Genomic DNA, 22,765 nt, shown 5'->3' with positions numbered 1-22,765 from the left:
CACCCCGATCCCCTGCAGGAGCGAGCATGCTCGCTCCTGCAGGATTTCAAGCTTGGCGATAAGGCAACGCCGCCCTCGCCTCTTGCGCATACGCCATCACCCCCACCCGCTCCTGATTCAGGAAATCCTTCACCGCCGCCTTCAATCCCGGATGGCGCAGGTAATGCCAGGAACGGGTGATCACCGGTTCAAAACCGCGAATCAATTTATGCTCGCCCTGGGCACCGGCATCGAAGCGCTGGAAGCCATTGGCGATCGCATAGTCCATGCCCTGATAGAAGCAGGTCTCGAAATGCAGGCGATCGAACTCCGCCAGGCATCCCCAGTACCGACCATAGAAACTGTCACTTCCCACCAGACTGAACGCCATCGCTACCGGCCGTGAGCCTTGTTTGGCCAGTACAATGCGGATCGACTGCGGCATGCGTTCGGCCAACAGGCTGAAAAACTCCCGCGTCAGGTATGGCCTTTGGCGACGCACCGCGTAGGTATTGGCATAGCAGGCGTAGACAAAATCCCACTGCACCTGGGTCAGTTGCCGCCCTTCCAGCCATTCGAATTCAAACCCCTGCCCCGCCACCTGCTCGCGTTCCTTGCGCATCTGCTTGCGTTTGCGCGAACTCAAGGCATCGAGGAAATCCTGGAAATCCCGGTAACCACGGTTCTGCCAGTGATACTGACAGCCGATGCGCTGCAACCAGCCCGGTTGCTCGGCCAAGGCGGCATCGGTGAAAGGGTCGGTGAAATTGATGTGGGCGCTGGAGAGTTGTTCGATCTCCAGATACCCCGGCAGGCTTTTGAGCAGTTCATAACCGTCTTCGACGCTGGCGGCCAGCAGACGCGGTCCGCTGACCGGGCTGAACGGCACGGCACTGAGGAATTTGGGGTAGTAATCGATCCCGGCGCGTTCACAGGCATCGGCCCAGGCGTGGTCGAACACGTACTCCCCGTAGGAATGCCATTTGCGGTAACCGGGCAATGCGGCGATCAGCCGATCACCTTCGACATGCAGCAAATGCTCGGCTTGCCAGCCAGAGTGAGGGCCCACGCTGCCACTGTCTTCCAGCGCACTCAGGAAGGCGTGACTCAGAAACGGCTGGTCCTCGGGCACCAGTGCATCCCAGGTTCCGGGTGCAACCTCGGACAGACTTTGCAGGCGTTGCAACGGCATCACCATCCTCACTAGTTCATGGCGTGAAAGCCTGGCGAGTATCGCCTATCGCCATGCAATCCACACCCCAAAATCGACGACAACGCTCTGGCTCAATAGTTCGAAACGACTCTTTCTCGTCATCGACATGCCATCACATTGCCACCGCTCTGTAATAAACGATCGCGATACTGGCGCCTGTTTTTAGAGCGCCGGGTTATACCCGGTCACTGTTTTCCGTCCATCAATGGTCGGTTGTGCCCTGGATGGCCCAAGCCATCCACTCTCATCTTCGGAGATTGATATGCGTCTTGCTTCCACGAAAACTGCGGCGGCCCTGTGCGGTGGCCTGCTGCTGGCCATGAGTGTTCCGGCCAGTGCCGCAGTCGACGCCAAACTGCTGGACATGCTCAAGGCTAACGGCTCGATTACCAACGCGCAGTACACCGAACTGCAAGCCGAGCTGGCCCGGGATCAGAAAGAACAGCAAATTGCCCGTCAGGCTCAGCAAGAGACCAACGAGCAAATCGCAGCAACTGCGAAGAAAACCAATGAGCTGAGCACTTTCGACCAGAAACTCGCCTGGGCTGCCAAGACCCAATTCAAGGGCGATGTGCGTTTCCGTCAGGAAAACGTCCACAACGATGGCGTTTCCAACAACAAGGACCAGGACCGTCAGCGCATTCGTGCTCGTCTGGGCGCCTACACCGAAATCAACCCGCAGGTTGATACCGGTATCCGTATCGCCACCGGCAACAACGATGACCCGCGTTCCACCAACCAGAGCCTGGACAACTACTTCGACAAGAAGCAGATCTGGCTGGACCAGGGTTACGTCGACTACCACCCTGATGCGATCAAGAACCTGCACATCGTTGGCGGCAAGATGCCTCAGCAATGGGTGAGCATGGGCGACATCATCTGGGATAGCGACATCAGCCCGGAAGGTCTGTCCGTTTCCTACAAGTACCCGTTGAGCGGCAGCACCGAGCTGTTCGGCAGCGCCGGTCACTACACCCTCAAGGACAACGTCGACGGCGACGGCGTGCAATTCAAGCACGACCTGCGTCTGTACGCCGGTCAGTTGGGTGCTCGCTTCGCCATCACCGACAACCTGAAAATGACCCTGGGCGGCAGCGTCTACGGTTACGACAACGATGACGACATCACCCCGGTCGCCGGCGTGATCCCTGGTCAACTGGCGATCAACGGCAACAGCCCGAACGAACAGTTCAAGCTGTACGAAGGCTTCGGTCAGCTCGACGTCGGCGGCCTGCCGCTGCCACTGTCGTTCTACGGTCAGTACGTGAACAACAAAGACGCCAGCAACGATCAGGACACTGCCTGGCTGTTCGGTGTGAAGACCAAGGTTTACGGCTTCGGCGTGGACTACAACTATCGTGACGTGCAGCGTAACGCGGTGGTGGGTGCCTTCACCGACTCCGACTTCGCCAACGGCTTCACCGGTTCGCGCGGCAGCAAGTTGAAAGTCAGCTACGAGCTGGACAAGAACTTCACCCTGGGTGCGACCTACTTCATGGCGGACTCCGACTACACCAACGCCACACTCAAGGACTCGAAAATCGACACCCTGCAACTGGATGCCGAAGCGAAGTTCTAATTAAGCGGCAAGAAGCAGCGGCAAGCGGCAAGCTTCAAGCTGCAAGTTGAAGAGTCACGCGCACAACTTGCAGCTTGTCGCTTGCGGCTCAGAGCTGCCTCTACCCAGCCTCGCGTTGATCTGACGGTCCCCATCATCCGTCCGGCAGATCAACGCGAGGCTGTTTTTTTCCTCCCGCGATACTTCCCCCGAATCTGCAAGGTCTCAGACCCGCGCCTGACTCTTGCTCCAGTCAGTCAACAGGCTGTACGCCACCGCCAGCAACGTCGGCCCGATGAACAGGCCGATGAAGCCGAACGCAATCAACCCGCCGAACACGCCCAGCAGCACGATCACCAGTGGCAGGTTACCGCCACGGCTGATCAGGTAAGGCTTGAGCACGTTGTCCACGCCACTGATGATGAAGGTGCCCCAGATGCCGAGGAAAATCGCCATTGCGTAATCACCTTTCCAGGCCAGCCAGGCCGTGGCCGGAATCCATACCAGCGGTGGTCCCATGGGAATCAGGCTGAGCAGGAAGGTCACGATGCCGAGCACAAGCGCTCCGGGCACGCCGGCAATCAGGAATCCGATCAACGCCAGAATCGCCTGGGCGGCGGCCGTGCCGATCACCCCGTTCACGACCCGTTGCACCGTGCCCGCCACCAGCTCGATGTAATAGCCGGCGCGATCACCGATCAGGCGCTCCAGCAGACTATGGACGAAAGCCGCCAGCCGCGGCCCGTCGCGATAGAAAAAGAACACGAAGACAATGCTCAGGGTCAGCTCGAGCACGCCGCCGCCAATCTGCGCACTGCGCGCCAGCAGCCAGTTGCCCACCTGCCCGAGGTAGGGTTTGAGCGAGACCATCATGGCCGCGCCTTGCTGGTCGATGCTGTTCCAGATCTCCATCAGACGCCCGCCCACCAGCGGAATGCCACCCAGCCAGGCAGGGGCTTGCGGCAGGCCGTCCATCTGCACATCCTTGATGAACGCCGTGGCGTCGCGCACATGATCGGCCAGGTTGAATCCCAGCCACACCAGAGGAGCGGCCACCAATACCATCCAGCCCACGGTCAACAGCGCAGCGGCCAGTGATTCGCGGCCATTGAGCCAGCGGGTCAGCAGGACCATCAGCGGCCAACTGGCAAACGCCAGCACCGCGCCCCAGAACAACGCCGACCAGAACGGCGCCATCACCCAGACGCTCGCCCCGAACAGCACCAACAGAAGAATCTGCACCAGCATTCGATCGTTATTGATCATCCATGCCCCTAAAAAGATGGCTCTAAAAAGACGGCCCTGAAAAAGGACCCGAGAAAGCGGGAGAGAATTCCGTCCGCAAAAGAATAGGCGAACGCGCGGAACGCGTTCGCCTTTTGAGCTTATCGCAGCAGCTGAAAGTGCAGGCCAGAGCCTTCGACGCTGCCGGTTTCCATCCGCGCCGCACGCACGCCCTGCCCGATCAGCGCCTGACGCCAGTCTTCGGCATTCGGTCCGGAAATACTGACCCGCAAAGTGGCATCGAGGTTCAGACCACGGGAAATCAGGCGCAACCAGTTTTCATCCGATGCGTCGGTGAGTTTGGGGAAGTCCAGTTCGCCGGTGCTCTTGAGTTCACGCAGCAACGTGGCGGAGGTGGGTCGCAGATCGCCCAAGGGGGCCGCCGCCTCGAACTGTTCGACATGCAGATAGGCTTTGCGATTGCCCCGGGTGATGCTGTAGAGCGCCACCAGGGTGTTGTCCTTCGGCGCCGCCAGCCGCAACAGCAGGTATGCCTGCTCGTTGTCGGAGCCGTAGAGCTTGGCGTTGCCGAACACCTCGTTGGCCCACAGGCTGCTTTCGCCGCAGTCGCGGGCCTGGCACCAGAACAGCAACTGGGCATCCTGCTTCTGCAAGGCTTCGCGGGCGGCGGTGAAGGCGTCGAGGGCGGAATGTTCCGGCGGCAGCTCGTAGGTCACCGACGTGGCGTTGCCCCGGGCATTGACCTGGCCGTCGAAACGCAACTGGCCGCTGATCTTGCGGATCGAACCGAGGGGATAGATTCGCTCCAGCTCCACGGCCGGGCGATAGTCGACGATCTGTGCGTCGACCATGCGCGGCACGATCGGCAGATCCTGACTGCCCGGGACATCGGCGGCAAACGACAAGGAACTGAATCCGAGCAGGGCCAGCAGACTGAGAGTTCGCATCGGCAGACTCACTGGATCAGCATGGCTTGGAGGTGCTTGACGGCGGTCGCGTCATCGAGAAAGCGCACCCGGCAGGCCAGGCACGCCATTGAGACCTTTTGGTCATTCGGGGGCGCAGCGGTGAATAGATCCATCATGGTTGTCTCCCATTTCAACCCGCCCAGCCTCGGCAGTTGCCCCGCGCAAGTCAAGGAACGGCGAAGAACCGATTGAAACAGTCTGCGACAAGATCGGCGCCGTGCTCGTCATTCAAGTGCAAATGATGGCCGCCTGGCAGCTGCTCACGGCTAAAGGGTAGACGCTCCAGCAACTCCGGATGTTTGGCGAGCATGCCGTCGGCCGCGACCACCAGTTTGGCCGGGCAGGCGATGCGCTGGACGAAGGCCATGGCCTGTTCGGTGGTCAGACGCAGCGGCGACGGCAGGGTCAGACGATTGTCGGTGCGCCAGGTATAACCGCCAGGCACCGGCATCAGCCCACGTTGCGCCAGCAGTTCGGCGGCTTCACGACTGACCGCCACCAGGCCTTTCATTCTTGCCTCGATGGCCCGATCCAAAGTGTTGTAGACCGGCTTGCGCTTGTCCCGCAAATCCAGCTGCGCCTGTAAGGCCATGCCCATGCGCTCGGCGGCATTTTCGCCTTTGTCTGTAGGAGGAATCACGCCATCGATCAACGCCAGATGGGTGACACGCTCGGGAAACGAGCCGGCGATGATCAGCGAGGCAATCGCGCCCATGGAATGCCCCAACAGCGCAAATCGCTTGAGCCCCAGCTGTTCGGCGACTTGCAGCACATCGTGAGCGTAATCCCACATGGCATAGCCGGCACCGACCGGGCGATGCCCCGAGTGACCGTGACCGGCCATGTCCAGGGCAATGATGCGCAGGCCTTTGAGCTTCGGCGCCAGCCGGGCGAAGCTGTTGGCGTTATCGAGCCAGCCGTGCAGCGCGATCACCGGCAAACCGTCTTCGGGGCCGAACAGGTGGGCCGCCAGTTCGATATGCGGCAGGCTCAGGCGGACTTCTTCGACGACATGACTCATGCGCAATCCTGTTGGCGACCGTCCCAACGACTGAACAGCTTCTTCAGCATCTCGGCCGTGTCCTGGGGACGTTCGAGGGGAAACATATGGCCGCCGGGCATGGACAGGGATTCGCCCTGTGGCAGGCGCCCCACGGAACTTGCGTGATGACGCATCACCACCCGGCTCTTGTGTCCGCGCACCACCGCCAGCGGTACTTTCAACTGTCGGGTGCGTCCTGGGCTGGTGTGGGGCACGCCACGGTAGATGCTGATTTCCGTGGCCGGATCGAAACGCAGGCGCAGCTTGTCGCCGACCTGCTGCAAACCGTGCTGCAGGTAGGCATCGAAACAGTCCGGATCGAAGCCGCGAAACAGGGTCTTGCCGGCGAAATAGCGACGGGCGCTGTCGAGATCGGCGAACTCTTCGCGCCTGCCCAGCGTACGGCCAGCCGGGGTCAATTTATCGATGAATCCGAAGCGCTTGGCCGCGCGGATAACCCATTGATCGGCGCGGGTCAGCACTGGCGAATCGAGCATGACCACCCCGCGATACAGCTCCGGGCAGCGCAACGCCGCGTGCAGGTGCAGCACGCCGCCGAAGGAATGACCGACGCCCCACACCGGCTGCGCTTGCTCGCGCAAATGGTGGATCAGCTCATCCACCAGGTTGTACCAGTTGTCGTCCGCCGGAAAACGCGGGTCATGGGCGTGTTGCTCCAGATGCGTCACCTGATACTCGGGCGCCAGCGCCGCGAACAACTTGCCATAGGTGCCCGAGGGAAAACCGTTGGCGTGGGCGAAAAATATCTGTTGCGACATAACCGGCAAATCCATAGCGAGAACAGGCGTTGATTGTCGGCAAGACCACGCCTTGCGGCAATGACCGTAACTGACAGGAATGATGACAGTCCCGCCATGGTGATATCGCTTCGCTGATCAACGCGCCGGAGGATTCTCGCCCAGCGGCACCACCGCCATGGTCAATCGCGATACGCAACTGGCCTTGCCTTCATCGCTGGTCAAACGAATGTCCCAGACGTGGGTGGTGCGGCCAATGTGAATCGGTTTGGCCACCGCCGTCACCCGCCCGCTACGCAGGCCGCGCAAATGGTTGGCGTTGATTTCCAGGCCCACGCAGTAAAACTTGCTGGCGTCGATGCACAGGTAGCTGGCCATGGAACCAACGGTCTCGGCCAGCACCACGGATGCGCCGCCATGCAGCAGTCCAAAGGGTTGGTGAGTGCGATGATCGACGACCATGCTCGCGGTCAGGGACTCTTCATCGATGGCTTCGAAGCGAATGTCCAGCACTTCGCCGATGGTGTTTTTCTGGAAAGCGTTCAACTGCTCGAGGTTGGGAGTGGTGCGCCACAGACTCATCGCTGATTTCCTTGTTGGTTTTATGGGTGGCTCAATCCTGCCACAGCACCGCTTCGCTGCGCTCGCTCCATTCTTCGAAGCGCGCTCCGTAAGTGGCCTCGATCACGTTGCGCTTGATCTTCAGTGTGGGTGTAAGAAAGCCGTTTTCCACGGCCCAACTGTCCTTGACCACCACCAACTGGCGCAGGCGCTCATGTTTGTCGAGGGCGGTGTTGACCTCTTCCAAAAGCTTTTCCAGGCTTGAATGCAAACCGGCTCGCGCCTCCTGCTGCCCCACCGCCGACAGCACACACAAGCCCAACGGCGCGCTCAAGCCATCCCCCACCACGCAGACCTGTTCGATGCGCGAATGCACCGCCAGGCGATTTTCGATGGGCGCCGGGGCCACGTACTTGCCTTTGCTGGTCTTGAAGATTTCCTTCAGACGCCCGGTCAAACGCAGATTGCCTTCGGCGTCTTCTTCGCCCTTGTCGCCGGTGCGCAGGAAGCCGTCCGGGGTGATGGTCTCAGCGGTTTTCTGCGGTTCCTTGAAATAGCCGAGCATGGTCGCACCGCTGCGCACCAGGACTTCGCCCGACTCGTCGATCCGCACCTCCACTTCCGGGCAGGGCTTGCCGATCCAGCCGGATTTGTACTGGCCCGCCAGGCAGATGTGCGAATAGCCGCAGCTTTCAGTCATGCCATAGACCTCCAGCACGTCCAGCCCGAGCTTTCGATACCACATCAGCAAACTCAGCGGCACCGGCGCGGCGCCGGACAAGGCCACGCGCAAGGCATCCAGCCCCAGCCCGGCCAACACTTTGTGGCCGACACGTTTGCCGATGATCGGCAGGCTCAGGAGGAAATCCAGACGTTTTTCCGGAATCTTGCTGTACACGCCCATCTGGAACTTGGTCCAGATCCGCGGCACGCCGAACAACGCCGTCGGCCGCGCACGGCGCAGGTCGGTGAGGAAGGTATCGAGGCTTTCGGCAAAGAATACGGTCTGTCCGGTATAGATCGCCGCCAGTTCGACGAACATGCGTTCGGCGACGTGGCACAGCGGCAGATACGAGAGCAGCCGGTCGGACTCGTTCAGCCCGAACAATTGCGTGCCGCGGGAGGTGGCGAATCCCAGGTTGCCGAAGCTGTGCATCACGCCCTTGGGCATGCCGGTGGTGCCGGAGGTGTAGATGATGGTCGCCAGCTGATCGGCGTGAGGCCTGGGGTCGTCCTGGATGGGCGTACTGCATTGCAGGTCGTCCCAGCTGAAATCGAATTCGCCGGCTGGATGCAGGGGAAGGCTGATGGTCAGCAGATCCGGGCTGACGCCGCGAGACATGCCGGGCCAGTCGTCGAGCTTGCCGATGAACGCCAGCGCCGCTTCCGAATGATCCAGCACCTGGGCCACGGACTCGGCCGTGAGGTTCGGGTACAGCGGCACCGAGACGTGCCCCGCCATCCAGATCGCCAGGTCGGCGATGATCCAGTGCGCGCAGTTTTTTGAAATCAGGGCGATATGGCTGCCTTGGGGCAATTCGCGGGACCGCAACCAGTGCGCCGCGCAGCGGGCCTGATGACCGACGTCGGCCCAGGTCAGGGTCTCGACCTGGCCACCACCGATGGGCTGGACCATGAAGCGTTGACGGGGGTGTCGGGCTTCACGCTCGTAGAACACGTCCAGCGGCAAACGAAAAGCAGCAGACATGCGACTCGCTCCTTTGTTTTTGTTGTGGAGCAAGCGTAGTCAACCAAGCAAGTGCTTGGTTGATTTTTTTTAGTAAAAGCAAGATCAAAAGATCGCAGCCTTCGGCAGCTCCTACATGACACCTGTAGGAGCTGCCGAAGGCTGCGATCTTTTGCTTTTATGGGTGTTTGATGCTGTTGAGCTTCATCGAGCCAATCAGCAACTCTTCGCCCTTCAGTTCGGCAAGGCCGGCGGTGCTGACTTTTTCCGGCGGATGCCCGGCGCCATGCTGCAGGTAGCTCAGCAGGTTCCCCACCAGCGGGTTGTGGCTGACCAGCAGGACATTGCTCACCGCCACCAGTTGTTCGGCCACCCTGTCCGGGTCGCTTTCCGGGGTCAGCCAGTCGACGGTACGGATCTCCGGTTCGAAGCCCAGGGCCTCACGCACCAGTTGCGCGGTCTGCTGCGCTCGCAAATAAGGACTGGAATAGATCGCGGTGACGGGCTGCCCCATCAACCGGGCAGCGCTGCGCAGCACTTCTTCACGACCGTGTTCGGTCAATGCCCGCTGCGAATCGTGGGGCTGGGAACCGTGTGGTTCGGCTTCACCATGACGCAATACCCAGAGTTTCATAGCTTGGGTTCCTCATCTCGGGCCGGGTGCGGGGCTGGCGCCACAGTGTGCGGCGCTTCACCTTCCGGCGTACGCGGCGCTGGCCAATCGGCGAACGGCCAGGGCTTCTGGTCGCTGTGAAAACTGCCGAACCGACCGATCTGGGCCAGAAACTGGCTCAGACTGTCGCCGAAGTTCATCAGGCTGGCGCTCGGGGCGCCATAGATCAAACGATAGATCAACTGCACCAGCACAACGGCGCCAAGGATGAACTGCGCTACCTGCCAGACCAGCACAAAGACGATCATCCACAGTACCCGCAGGACAATGGACTCGTATTTGGCTTCCGTTTTTTGATCGCTCATGACTTGTTCCGTTCCTGTTTAGTCGTGGATTCAGTTGAAACCGCTGGTGGAAATGAAGTCGACATCGGTTTTCGGCTCGCCGCGCATCAGCAGACCGATCACCTGATCCAGCGTGCGCCCTTCGAACAGAATCGCATGCAATCCGGCGACCAGCGGCATATAGACGCCCACTTCCTGGGCCTTGGCCTTGAGTACCTTGAGGGTGTTGACGCCTTCGGCGACTTCGCCCAGGCGGTTGACCGCCTCGTCCAGGCTCAAGCCCTGGCCGAGGGCGTATCCGACCTGATAATTGCGGCTTTTGGGCGACGAGCAGGTCACGATCAGATCGCCCACGCCGGCGAGTCCCAGGAAGGTCATGGGGTTGGCGCCCTGATTCACCGCAAAGCGGGTCATCTCCGCCAGCGCCCGGGTGATCAGCATGCTCTTGGTGTTCTCGCCCATGTTCAGCGCCACCGCCATGCCGGCGATGATCGCGTAGCAGTTCTTCAACGCCCCGCCCAACTCGACGCCAAAACGGTCGGCGCTGGCATACACGCGGAACGTGCGACCGTGCAGTACGGCTTGCACCTGCTCGCAGAGTTTTTCGTCTTCGCTGGCGACCACCGTGGCCGTCAGCGCGTGCTCGGCGATTTCCCGGGCCAGGTTCGGCCCGGACAGCACGCCGATGCGCGCCTGCGGGGCGATCTCTTCGAGGATCTGGCTCATCAGTTTGAAGGTGTGGGCTTCGATGCCCTTGGTCAGGCTCACCAGCATCTTGCCGCGCAGCCGTTCGGCGTGCGGCGCCAGCACCGAGCGCAACGCGCTGGAGGGCAGCGCGACGAAGTTCAGGTCGCAGGCGTCGAGGGTGGCTTGCAGGTCGGTCACCGGGGTCACGCCCGGCAGGACCTTGATGCCCTTGAGGTAACGCGGGTTCTCGCGATTGACCCGAATGGCCTCGGCCTGTTCGGGATCACGCATCCATTGCAGGACCTGATGTCCGTTTTCGGCCAGCAGGTTAGCCACGGCGGTACCAAAACTTCCGCCTCCCAGAACCGCAATCGGGCGCTGTTCAGTCATATGCAATCCGTTAATCCATACCAGTGGCGATCCCGGCATTATACGGAGCGCCCCGATGGCGGCCAGTCCCCGCATCAATTACCGGTGCAGAACCGATTAAGTTCAAGAAAACCGTGGAAAGTGCCGCCATCGTGACTGGAAAAGTCATCCGGCTCGGTTAACATGCGCCACCTCTCAATGACAAGGACGTGTCGTGTCGCTGGATTCACCCTCACCCCGCTCGCCTCTGGTACTGGCGCTGTTCCTCAGCTCGCCCGTATTGGCCGACGATTTGTTTCTCGACAGCGACCCGTTGCCGCAAGTGCTGACGGCCACCCGCCTGAAACAGTCGCCAGCCGCGGTGCCGGGAAGCATGACGGTGATCGACAACGCGCTGATCACTGCCAGCGGCGCCCGCGACATCAGCGAAGTGTTGCGGCTGGTGCCCGGCATGATGGTCGGCAATCTCAGCGGCAATCAGGCGGCAGTGAACTACCACGGCACCAACGCCACCCAGGCGCGGCGCATGCAAGTGCTGATCGACGGCCGTTCGGTCTATCGCGCGGGCCTGGCCACCGTGGACTGGAGCGACATTCCGGTGGCCATGGAAGATATCGAGCGCATCGAGGTTTTCCGCGGACCGAACACCGTCAGCTATGGCGCCAATGCCTTGATGGCGGTGGTCAACATCATCACCCGCAAGCCCGCGGACAGCCTCGGTACGCGGATGAAAGTCACCCGTGGCCAGCGCGGCATCGACGATTTTTATGCCAGCCAGGGCGTGGGCTGGGACGACGGTGACTTGCGCCTGTCCCTCTCCGGTCAACAAGACGATGGTTTGGACACCGACCGCACGGGCGCTGATTACCGCGACAGCCGCCGTTTGAACCGCTTCAACCTGGCCGTCAGCCAGACGCTGGATGAGCGGCAAAGCATCGATTGGCAATTGAACGCGAAAGAAGGCAGCAACCAGCGCCCCTACACTTACCGACCGGTGTTCTCGGGGATTACCGGTTCCGGGAACAATTCCGACGTCAGCGCCAAGGATTACGCCGGCTCGCTGCGCTGGAACCTCGACCTCAATCCTGATCACAGCCTGTACGTTCAGGGCTCGGCCCAGCATTGGGACCGCCAGCAGACCTGGCGTGCCTGTGACGCCGAAGTGTCGTTCAGCCCGCAACTGACGCAGCTCTGGCAGCTCAACCCGAACTACACCGAACGCCTGGCACGCAACATTGCCAGTTTCACCGGCACGGGAGCCCCCGCCGGCACGCCCGCCGAACAGGCACTGGCCAATCAGGCTCTGGACCAATGGCGCAACGGCGCCAGCCAGACCGTTTGCGGCAACATCGACCAGAGCACCCGCGAATCACGCTACGACCTCGAATTGCAGGACACCCTGAGCCTGTCCGACAGCCTGCGCCTGGTCAGCGGCTTGAACTACCGCTACGACCGGGCGAACTCCGAAACCTATTTCAATGGCACCCTCGACGACACTACCTGGCGGGCATTCGGCCAACTCGAATGGCGGGCCAGCGAGCATTGGCTGCTGCAGGGCGGCGCCATGTTCGAAGACACGCAACTGATCGGCAGTTCGCTGACTCCGCGCGTGGCGGTCAATTACCTGATCAACCCGCGCCATGGCTTGCGTGCGGTTTACTCCGAAGCCATCCGTTCGCCGGACATGTTCGAGAACAGCGTCAACTGGAGTTACCGGGTCACCAACCTGCGACCGAGTGCCTACGGCCAGTCCAGCGCCCGCTACTTCGTCAGTACCCGCGGCCCTGGCAATCTCGATCAGGAACACATGCGCTCCCGGGAACTGGGCTACAACGGCTACTTCGCCGACCTGGGGCTGGCTGTCGACGTGAAGCTGTTCTACGACGAAATCACCGGAATGATCAGCGAACCGCTGCGCAACAATCAGTTCATTGCGAGCAATTCCAATACCGCGCGTTTCTCCGGTGCCGAAACCCAGCTCGACTGGCGAATCAATCCGGCCGACCGCCTGCGCCTGACCTACGCCTATGTCGATGCCGACGCGAGCAATCCACAGGACGCGCAACAGACCGCACGCAACAGCGGATCCGCCGGCTGGCTGCGCGACTGGGGCCACGGCTGGAACAGCGCCCTCTTCTATTATGGTGACGATGCCCTCAACGGCTATCGCTTCGAGCGTGTCGACACCCGCATTGCCAAACGCATCGCCCTGGGCAAAACCAATCTGGAACTGGCCGGCGTGCTCCAGCAACGCCTCGATCATCAACCCACCACCTTTGTCGATAACAACTACGACGATCGCCGGGTGATGTACTTCAGCGCGGAGCTGGCGTTTTAAGATGGCCCATCGTCCGGCACGCAAGCGACCAGGTGTTGCCCACCTGTTGGCAATGCTGTGCCTGATGATCGGTGGCTGGCTGAGCGGTCTGTCGGCCAACGCCGCTGACATCCTGTTGACCGGCGTCGAAGACAGCCCCGGCGTGCAATCCTTCGTGCAGGCCCTGCGTGAACTGCGCCCCAGCGATAACGTGCGTTTCAAACCGTTGGCCGAGTTGCCTGCACCGGCCACGCTTGCCAATGACATCCGCCTGATTCTTCTCGATCTGCCGAGCCTGGACTGGCGCCTGCAAAGCGAACAAGGCCCGGCGACCTTAGTCCTGCGCATCAGCCGCCTGCAAGCGCGGCAAAGTCTCGGCGAAACGCATCCGCCGCACCTCAGCCTGCTGTGGAGCGACCCGCCGCTGGAGCGTCAGTTGCACCTGACAAGCACCCTGCTGCCCCAGGCCAGACGCATCGGTGTGCTGTATGACGATCACAGCGAATTTCTGCTGAGCGAGTTGCGCCGCGCCGCTCATCCCCTGGGCCTCGAGGTGGTGACCCAGCGCTGGGACAACACCCACGACAGCCGACCCTTGCAAGCGCTGCTCAGCCGCAGCGATGTACTGCTGGGCCTGGATGACCCGGACCTGTTCAACCCGAAAACCGCAAAGAACCTGCTGCTGAGCAGTTACTCTCGCCAGTTGGCGCTGATCGGCCCCAACGCCGGTTTCGTCAAGGCCGGTAGCCTGGCCAGCACCTTCAGCGATCAAAGCGACTGGCTGGCGATTCTCGATGACCTGCTCGACCTGCCACCTGCAAACTGGCCGCGCACCTACTACCCACAGCGCTTCAAGGTTTCAAGTAATTCGCAGGTGGCTCGTTCATTAGGTATTGAACAGATAGATGAAGCATCTGTCGCAACACTGTTGGCTGAAAGAGAGCGCCGCCCATGACTTTCCGTCGCCGTTGGGACATCAACACCCGGACCCAGCTCATCAGCCTGGGCCCTGCCCTGTTGTTGACCCTGCTGTTGATCAGCTTCTTCACCTTCGTGCGGATCCAGGACCTGCGCCAGGAGCTCAATCACACCGGCCAACTGATCGCCAACCAGCTGGCTCCGGCCACCGAGTACGGGGTGATTTCCGGTAACAACGAAGTGCTGGAAAGCCTGCTCAAGGCGACGCTGGCCACGCCCAACGTGCGCTTTCTGGAAGTCCAGGACAATGCCAACCGGATTCTGGTGTACGTCGAACAACCCTCGGTCAACCACAACCGTCCGCATCAGGTCGAAGTGTTCCAGGCGCCGGTGCGGCTGCAACGTATCGCGCTGCACAACGATTTTTTCCAGGCCACCAGCGCCGACAGCGCCGCGCCCGCCGAAGATTATCTGGGCCGGGTGATCGTCGGCCTGTCCAGCGATGCGTTCAGCCAGCGTCAGCAGGAGATCCTGTTCAAGGCGGGAATTCTGGCGCTGTTCGCCCTGCTGTTTACCTTCCTGCTGGCCCGTCGACTGGCCAGCAGCCTGTCGCAGCCGATCCGTGAGATCGGCAACGCGGTCAAGGCGATTGCCGAGGGCGACTACAAAACCCCGCTGCCGATTGTCGACGACACCGAACTGGGCGCGCTGTCGCAACACATCAACAACCTGGCCAGCGGCCTGGAACAGGCCAGTCGCGAACAGCATCAGGCCATGGCGCAACTGATCCAGACCCGCGAAGAGGCGGAAAAGGCCAACAACGCCAAGTCCGACTTCCTCGCCATGATGAGCCACGAACTGCGCACGCCAATGAATGGGGTGCTGGGCATGCTGCAGTTGCTGGAAACCACCGAAATGACCCCGGAACAGGTCGAATACGCGGCGCTGGCGTCGGAGTCCACCGAGCATCTGCTCAAGGTGATCAACGATATTCTCGACTTCTCGCGCATCGAACGTTCGGAGCTGGAGCTGGAGCACATCCCGTTCAACCTCGCCGACCTGATCGGCGCCTGTGCGCAGTCGTTCTATCACAGCGCCGCACAGCGCAAGCTCGAACTGCAATTGCTGACGCCGCAGGACATGGAGGGCTTGCAGGTCCAGGGCGATCCGACGCGGATCCGGCAGATCCTGGTGAACCTGCTCGGCAATGCGCTGAAGTTCACCGAGCAGGGACGCATCTCCATCGAGTCGCAATGGCAGTCACTGGATCATGAATTGCTGTGGTTCACCTGCAGCGTGCGCGACAGTGGCATCGGCATCGCGCCCGAAAGTCTGGAACTGATGTTCAACGCGTTTCAACAGGCGGATAGTTCTATTTCAAGACGTTACGGCGGCACCGGACTGGGCCTGCCCATTGCCCGCACCCTGGCCGAACGCATGGGCGGGACCCTGCGCGCCCAGAGCGAAGAAGGCCGCGGTTCGGTGTTTACCCTGGAGATTCCGCTGGCGCTCTATCAACAACCGCTGCCATCTCTGGCACCGCGCGCGCCTGCCGACGCTGACGATGGCCTGGGTCGCAATGTGTTGCTGGTCGAAGACAATCCGGTCAACCAGACGGTCATCGAAGCGATGTTGCGCAGTCTCGGTTTCAAGGTCAGCGTCGCCGTCGATGGCGCCCAGGCGGTACGCAGTGCCGAGAGCCTGACGTTCGAAGCGATTCTGATGGACTGCCGCCTGCCGGTCATTGACGGCTACGAGGCGACCCGACAGATTCGCCGGCTGCCAGGTTGTGACGGCCTGCCGATCATTGCCCTGACCGCCAACGCCTTGCAGGGCGACCGCGAGGCCTGTCTGTCGGCGGGGATGAACGATTATCTGGCCAAGCCCTTCAAACGTACTGACCTGCAGCAGATTCTGCAGCGCTGGGTGCAGTAGTACAGGCCTTTCGAGCATCTGCGACTGGCGTGTAAAGCGAAATTGCGGCAGTCTTAGGCACCCGAATAGCCTCGAAAAGGGGCTTGAATAAAAATTTCAGTGCACAAGTGTACATTCATGTCCTTGGCGCTGTGACTTTCACTACAACGCAATAGTCTATGAGTAGGCTGCCGGTTCGAGGCATGAACGCTTCGATCGGCCGGGAAGATTTGCCCCACCTGCCGCATGGGACTATTGAGGAGCTCGCATGACCAAACAAAACGCCTTTACCCGGGAAGACCTGCTGCGCTGCAGTCGCGGTGAGCTGTTCGGCCCAGGTAACGCGCAACTGCCCGCCCCGAACATGCTGATGGTTGATCGCATCACCCTGATCAGCGAAGAAGGCGGCAAGTACGGCAAAGGTGAATTGGTCGCCGAGCTGGATATCACTCCGGACCTGTGGTTCTTCGCTTGCCATTTCGAAGGCGATCCGGTGATGCCGGGCTGCCTGGGCCTGGACGCCATGTGGCAACTGGTCGGCTTCTTCCTGGGCTGGCAAGGCCTGCCAGGCCGCGGTCGCGCACTGGGTTCGGGCGAAGTGAAGTTCTTCGGCCAGGTCCTGCCGACCGCCAAGAAAGTCACCTACAACATCCATATCAAGCGCGTCCTGAAGGGCAAGCTGAACCTGGCCATTGCCGACGGTTCGGTGACTGTCGACGGTCGCGAAATCTACACCGCCGAAGGCCTCCGTGTCGGCGTGTTCACCTCCACTGACAACTTCTAAGGGTTATTCGCATGCGCCGCGTCGTTATCACTGGTCTGGGCATCGTTTCGTGCCTGGGCAATGACAAAGAGACCGTCTCCGCTAACCTGCGTGCAAGCCGCCCTGGCATCCGGTTCAACCCGGAATATGCCGAAATGGGTCTGCGTAGCCAGGTTTCCGGCTCCATTGACCTCAACCTTGAAGAACTGATCGATCGCAAGATCTATCGTTTCGTCGGCCACGCGGCGGCTTACGCCTACCTGGCCATGAAAGACGCCATCACCGACTCCGGCCTGACCGAAGAGCAAGTGTCCAACCCGCGTACCGGCCTGATCGCCGGTTCCGGTGGCGCCTCCACCCTGAACCAGATGGAAGCGCTGGACATCCTGCGCGAGAAAGGCGTCAAGCGCGTCGGCCCATACCGCGTAACGCGGACCATGAGCAGCACCGTTTCGGCGTGCCTGGCCACTCCATTCAAGATCAAGGGCCTGAACTACTCCATCGCTTCTGCCTGCGCCACCAGTGCTCACTGCATCGGTACCGCCATGGAACAGATCCAGATGGGCAAGCAGGACATCGTGTTCGCCGGCGGCGGTGAAGAAGAACACTGGAGCCAGTCGTTCCTGTTCGACGCCATGGGCGCCCTGTCCAGCAAGCGCAACGAGACTCCGGAACAAGCTTCCCGTGCCTACGACGCCGACCGTGACGGTTTCGTCATCGCCGGTGGCGGCGGCATGGTCGTGGTCGAAGAGCTGGAACACGCTCTGGCCCGTGGCGCGAAGATCTACGCGGAAATCGTCGGCTACGGCGCGACTTCCGACGGCTACGACATGGTCGCCCCAAGCGGCGAAGGCGCGATCCGCTGCATGCAGCAGGCGCTGTCCACCGTCGACACCCCGATCGACTACCTGAACACCCACGGCACCTCGACTCCGGTCGGCGACGTCGCGGAAATGAAAGGTGTGCGTGAAGTGTTCGGCGACAAGGCGCCGGCCATCAGCTCCACCAAAAGCCTGTCGGGTCACTCCCTGGGCGCCGCCGGCGTTCACGAAGCGATCTACTGCATGCTGATGATGGAAGGCAACTTCATTGCCGGCTCCGCCAACATCGACGAGCTGGACCCTGAAGTGGCTGACCTGCCGGTTCTGACCAAGACCCAGGAAAACGCCAAGATCGACACCGTGATGAGCAACAGCTTCGGTTTCGGTGGCACCAACGCCACCCTGGTACTGAAGCGCTGGGCAGGCAAGTAATTCCCTGCTGCTGAGCCGCACATGAAAACGCCCCGACTGGTTCGGGGCGTTTTTTTTTGCCTGAACGCTGGTGCTCGCATTCCTGTGTAGGAGCTGCCGAAGGCTGCGATCTTTTGATCTTGAAAGATCGCAGCCTCGTTGCACTCGACATCTCCTACAGTGGTTTGGGGCGCGCACAGATCCGGCGTCCGCCACACCACAGAACCTGTAGGAGCCAGGCTTGCCTGCGAAGGCGTCCTTGAATACGCCTTCGCAGGCAAGCCTGGCCCCTACGGGTACTGGGTGTGATGCACGGGTTTTGCTGTCGGGAACATGAAGCATTTGTCATGGAACCGAACGCCCTGCGACTGAATGTCGCGGTTTACGCGGGCTGCAGGATTCTGTCCGATCCGGCAACAATCCCTTTCCAAATTCAGGAGTTTACTTAGCAAGCTACCAAATTCTATAACGGAGTCCTGCACACGCCTTGCTGCAGATATCAGAGAGATTGGAGCTAGCAGATGACTGTAAAAGTAACTGAACGCGACGATTCACACATGTCCCACGAGGGCGTAGCCGCCGGTATCCGGATTTGGGATGTGTACCAACAGGACCTGCTGGTCGGGATGTTCCATAGCGAGAAAGACGCGCAAAACTACAAGGCCGAACTGGAAACGCTGGAGCAACTGCGCGAACGCCGCTCCGCCTGAACCCTCCACTTACGCAATCACAGCATTGAAAACGACAAACCCCGCATAAGCGGGGTTTGTCGTTACTGCAGGCCTTTGCGGCTTACCACATCAGATCATCAGGAATCTGGAAGGCTGCGTACGGATCGTCTTCGATCGCGACTTCTTCGGTCTTTTCATTCATCTGCACGATGCGCTGCGGGTCACGTTCCTGGATCTTCAGCGCCGCCTCCCGAGGTATCACCTCGTAGCCGCCAGCGTGATGCACGATGGCCAGCGAGCCGTTACTCAGCTTGTTGCGCATCAGCGCGTTGACCGACAGGCGCTTGACCTTCTTGTCGTCGACGAAGTTGTAGTAGTCCTCGGTCGTCAGTTTCGGCAAGCGCGTGGCTTCGATCAATTGCTTGATCTGTGCGACACGAGCCTTGGCCTCGGCCTTCTCCTGCTGCTGGCGGTTGAGCTCCTGATCGCGCTTGACCTTCTCGGCCTGGGCTTCCTGGGCTGCGCGCTGCTGAGAGTCATCCAGCTCGATCTGTCCCTTGTGGGCCAGGCGCTGTTGTTTCTGCTTCTCTTTGCTGACCTGCTTGGCCTGCTTCTGATTGACCAGCCCTGCTTTGAGCAACTGGTCGCGAAGGGAAATGCTCATGGTGCTTATTACTCACTTAGGCAACTGCTCAACCGCAGCTGGGCACATTCTTTTCCTGGCGTTTGGCTTCGCCCCATAAGGCGTCCAACTCTTCGAGGGTGCAATCTTCCATGGGACGGTGGGTGTCGCGCAATGCCTGTTCGATAAAACGGAAGCGTCGTTCGAACTTGCCATTGGCGCCACGCAGTGCGGTTTCCGGATCGACCTTGAGGTGCCGCGCCAGATTGACCACGGAAAACAGCAGGTCGCCGACTTCATCGCTGATCGCCGCCGGGTCGTTATCGGCCATCGCTTCGAGGATTTCATCGAGCTCTTCACGGACCTTGTCCAGCACCGGCAAGGCATCGGGCCAATCGAAGCCCACCTGCCCTGCGCGCTTTTGCAACTTGGCTGAACGGGACAACGCCGGCAGCGCGGCGGGCACGTCATCGAGCAACGACAGTTGCTGCGGCGCCTCGGACTTTTCGGCGCGCTCTTCGGCCTTGATCTCTTCCCAGCGCTGCTTGACCTGTTCCTCGTTCAAGCGCGGCACATCCAGCGGTGCGTACAGATCACCGGTGGGAAATACATGGGGATGGCGACGGATCAGCTTGCGGGTAATGCTGTCGACCACGCCGGCGAATTCGAAGCGCCCTTCTTCTCGCGCGAGCTGACTGTAATACACCACCTGGAACAGCAGATCGCCCAACTCGCCCTGCAAATGATCGAAGTCTGCGCGCTCGATGGCATCGGCGACTTCGTAGGCTTCTTCGAGGGTATGCGGGACGATGGTGGCGTAGGTTTGCTTGATGTCCCACGGGCAACCGTATTGCGGATCGCGCAGACGGTTCATCAGGTGCAGCAGGTCTTCAAGTGTGTACATCTGATTATCTCGTTCAAACACCGATCCCGTGCAGGAGCTGCCGAAGGCTGCGATCTTTTGATTTTGTTTTTAAAAGACAAAGTCAAAGGATCGCAGCCTTCGGCAGCTCCTACAGGGGGTCTGCGTCATGGCGTGCGGTTACGCCGGGTCTCGATGATGTTCGGCAACTGCGAGATCCGTCCCAGCAACCGCCCCAGCGCATCCAGCCCCGGAATCTCGATGGTCAGGGACATCAACGCCGTGTTGTCCTCCTTGTTCGAGCGGGTGTTGACCGCCAGCACGTTGATCCGCTCGTTGAGCAGCACCTGGGAAACGTCACGCAGCAGCCCGGAGCGGTCGTAGGCACGGATGACGATGTCCACCGGGTATGTGAGCACCGGCACCGGGCCCCAGCTGACCTGGATGATCCGCTCCGGCTCGCGCCCGGCCAGTTGCAACACCGAAGCGCAATCCTGACGGTGGATGCTGACGCCACGACCCTGGGTGATGTAACCGACGATTGCATCCCCCGGTAACGGCTGGCAGCAGCCGGCCATCTGGGTCATCAGGTTGCCGACGCCCTGGATCTGAATGTCGCCACGCTTGCCTGGCTTGTAGCCGGTGGCCTTGCGTGGGATCAGCTCCAGTTGTTCGTTGCCACGCTCCGGCTCGACCAGTTGCTGCGCCAGGTTGACCAGCTGCGCCAGGCGCAGATCGCCGGCGCCCAGGGCGGCAAACAGGTCCTCGGCGGTTTTCATATTGGCCTTGTCGGCCAGCTTCTCGAAATCCACCGCCGGCAGGCCCAGGCGATTGAGCTCGCGTTCCAGCAGGCTCTTGCCGGCGGCGACGTTCTGATCGCGTGCCTGCAACTTGAACCAGTGAACGATCTTCGCCCGCGCCCGGGACGTGGTGACGTACCCCAGGTTCGGGTTCAGCCAGTCGCGGCTCGGCGTACCGTGCTTGCTGGTGATGATCTCGACCTGCTCACCGGTTTGCAGGCTGTAGTTGAGCGGCACGATGCGCCCGTTGATCTTGGCGCCACGGCAGTTGTGGCCGATCTCGGTGTGCACGCGGTAGGCGAAGTCCAGCGGCGTCGCGCCCTTCGGCAAGTCGATGGCGTGGCCGTCCGGGGTGAAGATGTAGACGCGATCGGGTTCGATATCGACCCGCAGCTGTTCCGCCAGACCGCCGATATCGCCCAGCTCTTCATGCCACTCGAGCACCTGGCGCAGCCAGGAGATTTTCTCTTCGTAGTGATTGGAGCCGGATTTGACGTCGGTGCCCTTGTAGCGCCAGTGCGCGCAAACCCCCAGCTCGGCTTCTTCGTGCATGGCGTGGGTGCGGATCTGCACTTCCAGCACCTTGCCCTCGGGGCCGATCACCGCGGTGTGCAGCGAGCGGTAGCCGTTCTCTTTCGGGTTGGCGATGTAGTCGTCGAACTCTTTCGGGATGTGTCGCCACAAGGTGTGGACGATGCCGAGCGCGGTATAGCAGTCGCGCATTTCCGGCACCAGCACGCGAACGGCGCGCACGTCGTAGATCTGGCTGAACTCCAGACCCTTGCGCTGCATCTTGCGCCAGATCGAATAGATGTGTTTGGCGCGACCGCTGATATCGGCCTCGACGCCGGTGGCCTGCAGCTCGTTTTTCAGCTGGCTCATCACGTCGCTGATGAAGCGCTCGCGATCCAGTCGCCGCTCATGGAGCAACTTGGCGATCTGCTTGTATTGATCGGGCTCCAGGTAGCGGAAGGACAGATCCTCCAGCTCCCACTTGATATGACCGATACCCAGGCGGTGGGCGAGCGGCGCATAGATGTCGAAGACTTCCCGGGCCACGCGATTGCGTTTTTCGTCATCGGCGGTTTTCACCGCGCGGATCGCGCAGGTGCGTTCGGCCAGCTTGATCAGGGCGACGCGCACGTCGTCGACCATGGCCACGAGCATCTTGCGCAGGTTTTCGACCTGGCCCTGGGTGCCCATCACCATGGATTTGCGCGGGCTCAGGCTGTCGCTGATCGCCGCCATGCGCTGCACGCCGTCGATGAGCTTGGCTACCACGGGACCGAAGCGCTGGCTGACTGCCGGGAGCGGGATCTGGCCTTCGCGCACGCCTCGGTACAGAACCGCGGCGACCAGCGAATCCTGATCGAGTTTGAGGTCGGCGAGGATCTCGGCGATTTCAAGGCCGGTGCGGAAACTCGAATTACCTTCCGACCACAAGTTCTTCGCCGCATTGGCTTGCTGTTCGGCCTCGCGAGCGTACTCGCAGGCCTCCTTCAAGGCTTCGCGATCCAGTGCCAGATCGACGCTGACCGCATGATCGAGCCAAGCCTCGAGATTGATACTGCCGTCGGTGTTGATCGGCTGGTGTGCTCTCACCTGTACCATCTTGCTTACCTTCCCTACGACGCAGATTCAA

At 60.9% G+C, this 22,765-nt stretch carries 21 protein-coding genes; 7 read left to right on the top strand and 14 right to left on the bottom strand.

The features are described from left to right. Nucleotides 1–46 precede the first annotated feature (46 nt). Nucleotides 47–1,171: a GNAT family N-acetyltransferase gene (locus HNO86_RS09850; protein WP_175376812.1), complete on the bottom strand. Its 1,125-nt coding sequence runs from the start codon at nucleotides 1,169–1,171 to the stop codon at nucleotides 47–49. Between the two features lie 283 nt (nucleotides 1,172–1,454). Here HNO86_RS09850 and HNO86_RS09845 point away from each other — a divergent pair, with 283 nt between their 5' ends. Continuing rightward, nucleotides 1,455–2,771: a putative porin gene (locus tag HNO86_RS09845; RefSeq protein WP_175376811.1), complete on the top strand. Its 1,317-nt coding sequence runs from the start codon at nucleotides 1,455–1,457 to the stop codon at nucleotides 2,769–2,771. 204 nt (nucleotides 2,772–2,975) lie between these two features. Here the strand turns inward: HNO86_RS09845 and HNO86_RS09840 are convergent, their stop codons facing one another. The 10 genes from HNO86_RS09840 to HNO86_RS09800 all read right to left on the bottom strand — a co-directional run bounded on the left by HNO86_RS09840 (nucleotide 2,976) and on the right by HNO86_RS09800 (nucleotide 11,045). Then, the gene (locus HNO86_RS09840) at nucleotides 2,976–4,016 is read right to left on the bottom strand and encodes an AI-2E family transporter (protein ID WP_175376810.1); all 1,041 of its coding nucleotides are present in this window, start codon (nucleotides 4,014–4,016) and stop codon (nucleotides 2,976–2,978) included. A gap of 119 nt (nucleotides 4,017–4,135) precedes the next feature. Beyond that, on the bottom strand, nucleotides 4,136–4,942 hold the full coding sequence (locus HNO86_RS09835; RefSeq protein WP_175376809.1) for a DUF4892 domain-containing protein: 807 nt from the start codon (nucleotides 4,940–4,942) through the stop codon (nucleotides 4,136–4,138). 8 nt (nucleotides 4,943–4,950) lie between these two features. Next, complete coding sequence (locus HNO86_RS30240) at nucleotides 4,951–5,079, bottom strand: hypothetical protein (protein ID WP_256672591.1); 129 nt, start codon at nucleotides 5,077–5,079, stop codon at nucleotides 4,951–4,953. Between the two features lie 50 nt (nucleotides 5,080–5,129). Then, nucleotides 5,130–5,984, bottom strand: coding sequence for an alpha/beta hydrolase (locus HNO86_RS09830; protein WP_175376808.1), 855 nt, complete (start codon nucleotides 5,982–5,984; stop codon nucleotides 5,130–5,132). Beyond that, the gene (locus HNO86_RS09825) at nucleotides 5,981–6,784 is read right to left on the bottom strand and encodes an alpha/beta fold hydrolase (protein ID WP_175376807.1); all 804 of its coding nucleotides are present in this window, start codon (nucleotides 6,782–6,784) and stop codon (nucleotides 5,981–5,983) included. Before HNO86_RS09825 ends, HNO86_RS09830 begins: the two co-directional genes overlap by 4 nt. A gap of 117 nt (nucleotides 6,785–6,901) precedes the next feature. Further along, nucleotides 6,902–7,345, bottom strand: a complete 444-nt coding sequence (locus tag HNO86_RS09820; RefSeq protein WP_175376806.1) for a hotdog fold thioesterase — start codon at nucleotides 7,343–7,345, stop codon at nucleotides 6,902–6,904. A gap of 31 nt (nucleotides 7,346–7,376) precedes the next feature. Further along, nucleotides 7,377–9,032: an AMP-binding protein gene (locus HNO86_RS09815; protein WP_175376805.1), complete on the bottom strand. Its 1,656-nt coding sequence runs from the start codon at nucleotides 9,030–9,032 to the stop codon at nucleotides 7,377–7,379. Nucleotides 9,033–9,189: 157 nt separating this feature from the next. Then, entirely contained in the window at nucleotides 9,190–9,645 is a 456-nt protein-coding gene (gene sixA / locus HNO86_RS09810) for a phosphohistidine phosphatase SixA (RefSeq protein ID WP_175376804.1), read from the bottom strand. Further along, nucleotides 9,642–9,989 carry a DUF4389 domain-containing protein gene (locus HNO86_RS09805; protein WP_175376803.1) on the bottom strand — a complete coding sequence of 116 codons (348 nt, stop codon included), beginning with the start codon at nucleotides 9,987–9,989 and terminating at the stop codon, nucleotides 9,642–9,644. The genes sixA and HNO86_RS09805 overlap by 4 nt, the downstream gene beginning before the upstream one ends. A gap of 30 nt (nucleotides 9,990–10,019) precedes the next feature. Further along, nucleotides 10,020–11,045, bottom strand: coding sequence for an NAD(P)H-dependent glycerol-3-phosphate dehydrogenase (locus HNO86_RS09800; RefSeq protein ID WP_175376802.1), 1,026 nt, complete (start codon nucleotides 11,043–11,045; stop codon nucleotides 10,020–10,022). Between the two features lie 193 nt (nucleotides 11,046–11,238). Between HNO86_RS09800 and HNO86_RS09795 the strand changes: the two genes are divergently transcribed. The 6 genes from HNO86_RS09795 (at nucleotide 11,239) to HNO86_RS09770 (ending at nucleotide 18,878) form a co-directional block, all read left to right on the top strand. Beyond that, on the top strand, nucleotides 11,239–13,362 hold the full coding sequence (locus tag HNO86_RS09795; RefSeq protein WP_175376801.1) for a TonB-dependent receptor domain-containing protein: 2,124 nt from the start codon (nucleotides 11,239–11,241) through the stop codon (nucleotides 13,360–13,362). 1 nt (nucleotide 13,363) lies between these two features. Continuing rightward, complete coding sequence (locus HNO86_RS09790; RefSeq protein ID WP_175376800.1) at nucleotides 13,364–14,296, top strand: ABC transporter substrate-binding protein; 933 nt, start codon at nucleotides 13,364–13,366, stop codon at nucleotides 14,294–14,296. Next, entirely contained in the window at nucleotides 14,293–16,194 is a 1,902-nt protein-coding gene (locus HNO86_RS09785; protein ID WP_175376799.1) for an ATP-binding protein, read from the top strand. The genes HNO86_RS09790 and HNO86_RS09785 overlap by 4 nt, the downstream gene beginning before the upstream one ends. 247 nt (nucleotides 16,195–16,441) lie before the next feature. Beyond that, the gene (gene fabA, locus HNO86_RS09780) at nucleotides 16,442–16,957 is read left to right on the top strand and encodes a 3-hydroxyacyl-[acyl-carrier-protein] dehydratase FabA (protein ID WP_003179264.1); all 516 of its coding nucleotides are present in this window, start codon (nucleotides 16,442–16,444) and stop codon (nucleotides 16,955–16,957) included. An 11-nt stretch (nucleotides 16,958–16,968) separates the two neighbouring features. After that, complete coding sequence (fabB, locus tag HNO86_RS09775; RefSeq protein ID WP_175376798.1) at nucleotides 16,969–18,189, top strand: beta-ketoacyl-ACP synthase I; 1,221 nt, start codon at nucleotides 16,969–16,971, stop codon at nucleotides 18,187–18,189. 500 nt (nucleotides 18,190–18,689) lie between these two features. Further along, nucleotides 18,690–18,878 carry a hypothetical protein gene (locus HNO86_RS09770; RefSeq protein WP_175376797.1) on the top strand — a complete coding sequence of 63 codons (189 nt, stop codon included), beginning with the start codon at nucleotides 18,690–18,692 and terminating at the stop codon, nucleotides 18,876–18,878. An 82-nt stretch (nucleotides 18,879–18,960) separates the two neighbouring features. On the opposite strand, the gene HNO86_RS09765 is transcribed toward HNO86_RS09770, so the two are convergent. The 3 genes from HNO86_RS09765 to relA form a co-directional block, all read right to left on the bottom strand. Further along, nucleotides 18,961–19,503 (bottom strand): DUF2058 domain-containing protein, encoded by a 543-nt coding sequence (locus HNO86_RS09765; RefSeq protein WP_175376796.1) that lies wholly within the window; start codon nucleotides 19,501–19,503, stop codon nucleotides 18,961–18,963. A gap of 28 nt (nucleotides 19,504–19,531) precedes the next feature. Beyond that, nucleotides 19,532–20,365, bottom strand: coding sequence for a nucleoside triphosphate pyrophosphohydrolase (mazG, locus tag HNO86_RS09760; RefSeq protein ID WP_175376795.1), 834 nt, complete (start codon nucleotides 20,363–20,365; stop codon nucleotides 19,532–19,534). A gap of 125 nt (nucleotides 20,366–20,490) precedes the next feature. Further along, nucleotides 20,491–22,734 (bottom strand): GTP diphosphokinase, encoded by a 2,244-nt coding sequence (gene relA, locus HNO86_RS09755; RefSeq protein ID WP_175376794.1) that lies wholly within the window; start codon nucleotides 22,732–22,734, stop codon nucleotides 20,491–20,493. Nucleotides 22,735–22,765: the final 31 nt, after the last annotated feature.

The sequence above is a fragment of the Pseudomonas sp. C1C7 genome, from assembly GCF_013359595.1.
Lineage (GTDB): Bacteria > Pseudomonadota > Gammaproteobacteria > Pseudomonadales > Pseudomonadaceae > Aquipseudomonas.
Note: the sequence above shows the minus strand (reverse complement) of the source record. Positions and strands in the feature narration are given on the sequence as shown.

Bases quoted from the DNA above. Each gene is read 5' to 3' on its own strand.
- HNO86_RS09790 (WP_175376800.1), top strand. From the start codon at position 13,364: ATGGCCCATCGTCCGGCACGCAAGCGACCAGGTGTTGCCCACCTGTTG.
- HNO86_RS09850 (WP_175376812.1), bottom strand. From the start codon at position 1,171: ATGCCGTTGCAACGCCTGCAAAGTCTGTCCGAGGTTGCACCCGGAACC.
- HNO86_RS09820 (WP_175376806.1), bottom strand. From the start codon at position 7,345: ATGAGTCTGTGGCGCACCACTCCCAACCTCGAGCAGTTGAACGCTTTC.
- HNO86_RS09825 (WP_175376807.1), bottom strand. From the start codon at position 6,784: ATGTCGCAACAGATATTTTTCGCCCACGCCAACGGTTTTCCCTCGGGC.
- HNO86_RS09805 (WP_175376803.1), bottom strand. From the start codon at position 9,989: ATGAGCGATCAAAAAACGGAAGCCAAATACGAGTCCATTGTCCTGCGG.
- fabA (WP_003179264.1), top strand. From the start codon at position 16,442: ATGACCAAACAAAACGCCTTTACCCGGGAAGACCTGCTGCGCTGCAGT.
- HNO86_RS09830 (WP_175376808.1), bottom strand. From the start codon at position 5,984: ATGAGTCATGTCGTCGAAGAAGTCCGCCTGAGCCTGCCGCATATCGAA.
- HNO86_RS09785 (WP_175376799.1), top strand. From the start codon at position 14,293: ATGACTTTCCGTCGCCGTTGGGACATCAACACCCGGACCCAGCTCATC.
- HNO86_RS30240 (WP_256672591.1), bottom strand. From the start codon at position 5,079: ATGATGGATCTATTCACCGCTGCGCCCCCGAATGACCAAAAGGTCTCA.
- HNO86_RS09765 (WP_175376796.1), bottom strand. From the start codon at position 19,503: ATGAGCATTTCCCTTCGCGACCAGTTGCTCAAAGCAGGGCTGGTCAAT.
- fabB (WP_175376798.1), top strand. From the start codon at position 16,969: ATGCGCCGCGTCGTTATCACTGGTCTGGGCATCGTTTCGTGCCTGGGC.
- mazG (WP_175376795.1), bottom strand. From the start codon at position 20,365: ATGTACACACTTGAAGACCTGCTGCACCTGATGAACCGTCTGCGCGAT.
- HNO86_RS09835 (WP_175376809.1), bottom strand. From the start codon at position 4,942: ATGCGAACTCTCAGTCTGCTGGCCCTGCTCGGATTCAGTTCCTTGTCG.
- HNO86_RS09770 (WP_175376797.1), top strand. From the start codon at position 18,690: ATGACTGTAAAAGTAACTGAACGCGACGATTCACACATGTCCCACGAG.
- HNO86_RS09845 (WP_175376811.1), top strand. From the start codon at position 1,455: ATGCGTCTTGCTTCCACGAAAACTGCGGCGGCCCTGTGCGGTGGCCTG.
- relA (WP_175376794.1), bottom strand. From the start codon at position 22,734: ATGGTACAGGTGAGAGCACACCAGCCGATCAACACCGACGGCAGTATC.
- HNO86_RS09840 (WP_175376810.1), bottom strand. From the start codon at position 4,016: ATGATCAATAACGATCGAATGCTGGTGCAGATTCTTCTGTTGGTGCTG.
- sixA (WP_175376804.1), bottom strand. From the start codon at position 9,645: ATGAAACTCTGGGTATTGCGTCATGGTGAAGCCGAACCACACGGTTCC.
- HNO86_RS09800 (WP_175376802.1), bottom strand. From the start codon at position 11,045: ATGACTGAACAGCGCCCGATTGCGGTTCTGGGAGGCGGAAGTTTTGGT.
- HNO86_RS09815 (WP_175376805.1), bottom strand. From the start codon at position 9,032: ATGTCTGCTGCTTTTCGTTTGCCGCTGGACGTGTTCTACGAGCGTGAA.